Origin of the sequence: Clostridium sp., assembly GCF_040797585.1 — a bacterium.
Lineage (GTDB): Bacteria > Bacillota > Clostridia > Clostridiales > Clostridiaceae > Clostridium_Z.
This window is the reverse complement of the sequence record NZ_JBFNEO010000257.1, coordinates 1-3462: the sequence shown is the minus strand read 5'-3', so window position 1 is coordinate 3462 and position 3462 is coordinate 1. Positions and strand designations below refer to the sequence as shown.

The following is a 3462-nucleotide window of genomic DNA, read 5'->3' as shown; positions in this document are numbered from 1 at the left end:
TCTGATTATAACTATTATAGGAATTCTAAATGAATTCCCTTAAAAATTTATATATCTTAATCACTACTCTAAAGCAGATCCTAATTTTAAAGTATATGCTCCTTCTGTATTCTTATCATACTTATATACACCGATATAATACTTTCCTGGCTTAGCTTTATAGGTATTTTTTAAAGTGTTGCCCTCTATATTTGCATAAGATACATAATTGTTTAAATCACTCTCATGATAAAGGATCCAATTTAGTTTCATATGATTTTGTTTTTCTAATAATATTTCTATATCTAAAGGTTTATCTAAGGTAAATGTATATATATCTACTGCATCCTTATCATCAATATATGCACTTATTCCTTTATTCTTAGTTATCTTCATAGCTTCATCAAAGTTATTGTTATTTTCAACTTCATCTACAAAACCATTCTCTGAGCTAGTTTTTAGCCCTCCAGTTATGGTTAGTGTATAGTCTCCTAGCTTATTTCTATCATAACTATATATATTTACATAATATCTTCCTGGAGATAAATTTACCTTATTAATTAAAGAATCTCCTTCCTTAGAGGCATAGGATATATAATTATTAAGGTCTCCTTCTTTAAAAAGAAGCCAGTTAACACCTAGATTATTAGGATTTTTTACATCTATGGTTACTTCCCCTTCTTTTTCTACATCAAAATAGAATATATCTGATGAATCTCCCTTAGTAAAACTAGCGGAAATTGCTTCACCTGAGAAAACCCCTCCATTGGCATTATTAAAAGAATCGTTTGGTTCACTTTCAATTGTTCTACATGATGACTCTTCCTTTGCTATCCTTATCTCAAAGGTCTTCTCACTTTGTGCCCCTTTATCATCTGTAACCTTTAATTTAACCTTATATACCCCTTCTTTTTCATACTTGTGAATTCCTTTAACTTCTTTACTTGTAGTTCCATCTCCAAAGTCCCATAGATATTCCTTTATTGTTCCATCTTCATCCTGAGATTTTTCTCCATTGAACTTTATTCCTTCATTTACTACTCCTAAGGAATCCAGTTCAGCATTTATAACTGGAGCTTTATTTTCCACACTACTATCTGTAGATATTCCATGGAAGTTTACTTCAAATTCATAGTTTCCATCACTATTTACCTTATAGTTAGTAAAATATGCTGTTAAAGTTTTATAACCACTCCATGAGTTTTCTTCTAGTTTCTTTAAAACTTCATCAAGTTTCTTATTCATATCCTTCCAATCATCATCTTCATCTACAGACTTTCCTCCAACAAATGTACCCTTAATACTTACAGTATTAAAGTAACTTGATTCATTTATATCTGTAGTAATATTGTTTAAATCTAAAACAGAATCTATCTCGCTAACTATCTCATTATTATTTTTATATGGATGTGTTTTTAAATATTCATCTGATACTAGAGGCACTGTTAAATTATCATAATTTCCTAAAAGAGAATCCATATATCTTTGATATTCTTCATTTAAACTACTATTATTACTTAAAGTTTTTATATATTCCTTATAATCCTCTACCTTATTATCCTTAATATAATTTGTCATTCTTTGTAGCATATCTATATCCTTATTATACATATAGTTTGAGAATGCAAATCCATAGTGATAGAAGTCCCATGAACCATATTTAGAATATAAAAGTTCCGGCAGAGATAATCTTCTTTCTTCATCATGAGCTAGGTATCCTGTTACTGATTTTCTTGGAAGTATTCCCCCAGTACGAGTTGATCCTGCGAAAAATTCTGCTGTACCTTCTTCATACCAAGTAAGCTCATTATCCTTATAGAAATCACCTTGACCCCATATTCCTGGCACTACATATCTTCCTTGTAGGTAATGGGTGTATTCATGTCTGAATAGCTCCTCTAGAGTATAAACACTCTCTTCTGGAGTTTTTCTTTCATAGGTAAAGAATGTTCCTATTCCCTCTATGTATATTCCTCCATTATCCGTATCATATCCATATAGTTTAGCATTCATCTTATATTCCTCTGGAGAATTATATACTACAACTGTTAATACATCATCTGGATTGCCAGCTTCTAATGGTTTATCATTACCAACCACTCTATGGTATTGAGCCTTAACTTCCTTTGCTGCCCAATAAAGTCTTTTAACCTTCTCCTCAGTTACCTTATCTCCAGCCTTAACTACAAAAGCTCCATTATCAAATTCATAGTTTTTAGAAAGGTATTTTCCCTTACCCGCTTCCTTATGGCATCCATATCTATTGTTTGTCCATTAGAATTTTTCCCACCAAAATTTTCAGAAAGCCTTGTAGCAGCTTCAAAATATTGAGTAGACAGATATGGATATATCATCATAGCATCAGTTAATACCTTTTGAGATATTCTAGGATCATTTCTAAGGTTTCCAATTTTCCCTATAAAATATAAAGCATTATCAACTAACCACATGTTATCACTGTTAGCCCTATTACCTAAAAGAGCTAACTTTTCTATTTCTTCTATATATCCATCTATTTTCCCATAGAATATGGTATCCTTAGGATCATTATGATAAAGATCTGTATATATCTGATAATCTATTCCATTCATTAATTGATATATAGCTGATCCTTTACTTCTTTCCTTAGAATAAACTTCTAAATTTCTTTCATATTGATGAAATATTTTTGTTACTCCATTGACTATCTCTGGAGTACATACAGTGTTTGCTATAAATTTACCTAAAGAGTCTACTACCTCATCTTGAACTCTTGTTCCTAAGGCAAAATTTTCATTATTTTCTATGGCCTCAATAGCAGGTATACATCTACTTTGAAATTCCTTAGTATTTAAATATTTAAGTTCTTCATTGTAATATCCAAGGTAGAAAGCTGATCTTAAGAATTCCACCACTGTTTGTATACCTTGATTATCATCCTTTGTATAAGTTTGTCCTATTCTATAAAGTTCATCTATTAAAGCCTGTACACGATTCTCATCCTTGTAAAACTCATAGCTATCCTCAGTAAACTTAAATAGTTCAGGAACATCACTGTAACTTATAGACTTAATAGTTTTTATTAAATCACTGTAGCTTAATGAGTTTAATTCCTTAAAGGTATATTTCTTTTGATAGCTAGGATTAACATTTCCTAATTTTTTATTATCGGAAGATTCTTTATTTTCTGATGATGACTTTATATCATTTGCTCCATTTATACCTAATGGTTCTATGTCCTTATCATTTGACTCTTTAGCCATAACTCCTACTGTAGTATTAGCTATTAAAACCCCAATCATAGCCATGATACTTAAGGACTTAGTAAAACTTTTTCTATGTACTAATTTCTTATTGATGTTTTTATAATGTTTCCTCATTTTCTTCTCCCCTTTTTTAATTGTTTTTCATAATTAAAATTATTTTTTTATATTCTCACATCCTTTAAAGTTTATTTTTTAAAATTTCTTATTATTATGTAATGTTTATATTTAAATTCATTAC

Annotated in this window: 2 protein-coding genes and 1 pseudogene; all 3 read right to left on the bottom strand. The window is 29.9% G+C overall.

Features of this window, described 5'->3' with window-relative positions; genetic code table 11:
* Nucleotides 1–63: 63 nt before the first annotated feature.
* On the bottom strand, nucleotides 64–1458 hold the full coding sequence (locus AB2369_RS12405; protein WP_367666786.1) for a PKD domain-containing protein: 1395 nt from the start codon (nucleotides 1456–1458) through the stop codon (nucleotides 64–66).
* Nucleotides 1459–1524: 66 nt separating this feature from the next.
* Nucleotides 1525–2166, bottom strand: a pseudogene (locus tag AB2369_RS12400) (collagenase); the annotation flags it as partial.
* Nucleotides 2163–3221 carry a M9 family metallopeptidase N-terminal domain-containing protein gene (locus AB2369_RS12395; RefSeq protein WP_367666785.1) on the bottom strand — a complete coding sequence of 353 codons (1059 nt, stop codon included), beginning with the start codon at nucleotides 3219–3221 and terminating at the stop codon, nucleotides 2163–2165. The pseudogene AB2369_RS12400 and the gene AB2369_RS12395, both read right to left, overlap by 4 nt.
* Nucleotides 3222–3462: the final 241 nt, after the last annotated feature.

What these genes read in the sequence shown, in the direction of transcription:
- AB2369_RS12405 (WP_367666786.1), bottom strand. Translation starts at nt 1,458, where the DNA reads ATGGATTCTCTTTTAGGAAATTATGATAATTTAACAGTGCCTCTAGTA.
- AB2369_RS12395 (WP_367666785.1), bottom strand. Translation starts at nt 3,221, where the DNA reads ATGGCTAAAGAGTCAAATGATAAGGACATAGAACCATTAGGTATAAAT.